The organism is Pseudomonas sp. D47, assembly GCF_045447305.1.
Taxonomy (GTDB): Bacteria; Pseudomonadota; Gammaproteobacteria; order Pseudomonadales; family Pseudomonadaceae; genus Aquipseudomonas.
The window spans coordinates 1-3,041 of sequence record NZ_JBJGXU010000135.1 but is presented as its reverse complement, the minus strand read 5'-3'; the positions used below and the strand labels follow the sequence as shown (position 1 = coordinate 3,041).

Genomic DNA, 3,041 nt, shown 5'->3' with positions numbered 1-3,041 from the left:
TCTACTTGTTTCCAAGTCCGAAGTAGTCAAATTGCTTGGGTGTTATATGGTCAAGCCTCACGGGCAATTAGTATTGGTTAGCTCAACGCCTCACAGCGCTTACACACCCAACCTATCAACGTCGTAGTCTTCGACGGCCCTTCAGGGGACTCAAGGTCCCAGTGAGATCTCATCTTGAGGCTAGTTTCCCGCTTAGATGCTTTCAGCGGTTATCTATTCCGAACATAGCTACCCGGCAATGCCACTGGCGTGACAACCGGAACACCAGAGGTTCGTCCACTCCGGTCCTCTCGTACTAGGAGCAGCCCCTCTCAAATCTCAAACGTCCACGGCAGATAGGGACCGAACTGTCTCACGACGTTCTAAACCCAGCTCGCGTACCACTTTAAATGGCGAACAGCCATACCCTTGGGACCGGCTTCAGCCCCAGGATGTGATGAGCCGACATCGAGGTGCCAAACACCGCCGTCGATATGAACTCTTGGGCGGTATCAGCCTGTTATCCCCGGAGTACCTTTTATCCGTTGAGCGATGGCCCTTCCATACAGAACCACCGGATCACTAAGACCTACTTTCGTACCTGCTCGACGTGTCTGTCTCGCAGTCAAGCGCGCTTTTGCCTTTATACTCTACGACCGATTTCCGACCGGTCTGAGCGCACCTTCGTACTCCTCCGTTACTCTTTAGGAGGAGACCGCCCCAGTCAAACTACCCACCATACACTGTCCTCGATCCGGATAACGGACCTGAGTTAGAACCTCAAAGTTGCCAGGGTGGTATTTCAAGGTTGGCTCCACGCGAACTGGCGTCCACGCTTCAAAGCCTCCCACCTATCCTACACAAGCAAATTCAAAGTCCAGTGCAAAGCTATAGTAAAGGTTCACGGGGTCTTTCCGTCTAGCCGCGGATACACTGCATCTTCACAGCGATTTCAATTTCACTGAGTCTCGGGTGGAGACAGCGCCGCCATCGTTACGCCATTCGTGCAGGTCGGAACTTACCCGACAAGGAATTTCGCTACCTTAGGACCGTTATAGTTACGGCCGCCGTTTACCGGGGCTTCGATCAAGAGCTTCGCGTTAGCTAACCCCATCAATTAACCTTCCGGCACCGGGCAGGCGTCACACCCTATACGTCCACTTTCGTGTTTGCAGAGTGCTGTGTTTTTAATAAACAGTCGCAGCGGCCTGGTATCTTCGACCGGCATGAGCTTACGGAGCAAGTCCTTCACCCTCACCGGCGCACCTTCTCCCGAAGTTACGGTGCCATTTTGCCTAGTTCCTTCACCCGAGTTCTCTCAAGCGCCTTGGTATTCTCTACCCAACCACCTGTGTCGGTTTGGGGTACGGTTCCTGGTTACCTGAAGCTTAGAAGCTTTTCTTGGAAGCATGGCATCAACCACTTCGTTAACTAAAAGTTAACTCGTCATCAGCTCTCGGCCTTAGAATCCCGGATTTACCTAAGATTCCAGCCTACCACCTTAAACTTGGACAACCAACGCCAAGCTGGCCTAGCCTTCTCCGTCCCTCCATCGCAATAACCAGAAGTACAGGAATATTAACCTGTTTTCCATCGACTACGCTTTTCAGCCTCGCCTTAGGGACCGACTAACCCTGCGTCGATTAACGTTGCGCAGGAAACCTTGGTCTTTCGGCGTGGGTGTTTTTCACACCCATTGTCGTTACTCATGTCAGCATTCGCACTTCTGATACCTCCAGCAAGCTTCTCAACTCACCTTCACAGGCTTACAGAACGCTCCTCTACCGCATCACCTAAGTGATACCCGTAGCTTCGGTGTATGGTTTGAGCCCCGTTACATCTTCCGCGCAGGCCGACTCGACTAGTGAGCTATTACGCTTTCTTTAAAGGGTGGCTGCTTCTAAGCCAACCTCCTAGCTGTCTAAGCCTTCCCACATCGTTTCCCACTTAACCATAACTTTGGGACCTTAGCTGACGGTCTGGGTTGTTTCCCTTTTCACGACGGACGTTAGCACCCGCCGTGTGTCTCCCATGCTCGGCACTTGTAGGTATTCGGAGTTTGCATCGGTTTGGTAAGTCGGGATGACCCCCTAGCCGAAACAGTGCTCTACCCCCTACAGTGATACATGAGGCGCTACCTAAATAGCTTTCGAGGAGAACCAGCTATCTCCGAGCTTGATTAGCCTTTCACTCCGATCCACAGGTCATCCGCTAACTTTTCAACGGTAGTCGGTTCGGTCCTCCAGTTAGTGTTACCCAACCTTCAACCTGCCCATGGATAGATCGCCCGGTTTCGGGTCTATTCCCAGCGACTAGACGCCCTATTAAGACTCGCTTTCGCTACGCCTCCCCTATTCGGTTAAGCTCGCCACTGAAAATAAGTCGCTGACCCATTATACAAAAGGTACGCAGTCACCCAACAAAGTGGGCTCCCACTGCTTGTACGCATACGGTTTCAGGATCTATTTCACTCCCCTCTCCGGGGTTCTTTTCGCCTTTCCCTCACGGTACTAGTTCACTATCGGTCAGTCAGTAGTATTTAGCCTTGGAGGATGGTCCCCCCATATTCAGACAAAGTTTCTCGTGCTCCGTCCTACTCGATTTCATGACTAAGAGATTTTCGCGTACAGGGCTATCACCCACTATGGCCGCACTTTCCAGAGCGTTCCGCTAATCTCAAAGCCACTTAAGGGCTAGTCCCCGTTCGCTCGCCACTACTAAGGGAATCTCGGTTGATTTCTTTTCCTCAGGGTACTTAGATGTTTCAGTTCCCCTGGTTCGCCCCTTACACCTATGTATTCAGTGTAAGGTAACCATCTTATGATGGCTGGGTTCCCCCATTCAGACATCTCCGGATCAAAGTCTGTTTGCCGACTCCCCGAAGCTTTTCGCAGGCTACCACGTCTTTCATCGCCTCTGACTGCCAAGGCATCCACCGTATGCGCTTCTTCACTTGACCATATAACCCCAAGCAATCTGGTTATACTGTGAAGACAACATTCGCCGAAAATTCGATAATACTCAATTACGAGTAACTCACAAATTTTACCTTAGCCTGATCC

General features: G+C 51.3%; 1 rRNA gene. It reads right to left on the bottom strand.

Annotated features, from left to right (window positions below):
- Positions 1-46: 46 nt before the first annotated feature.
- Positions 47-2,938, bottom strand: a 23S ribosomal RNA gene (locus ACI77I_RS31815).
- Positions 2,939-3,041 lie beyond the last annotated feature (103 nt).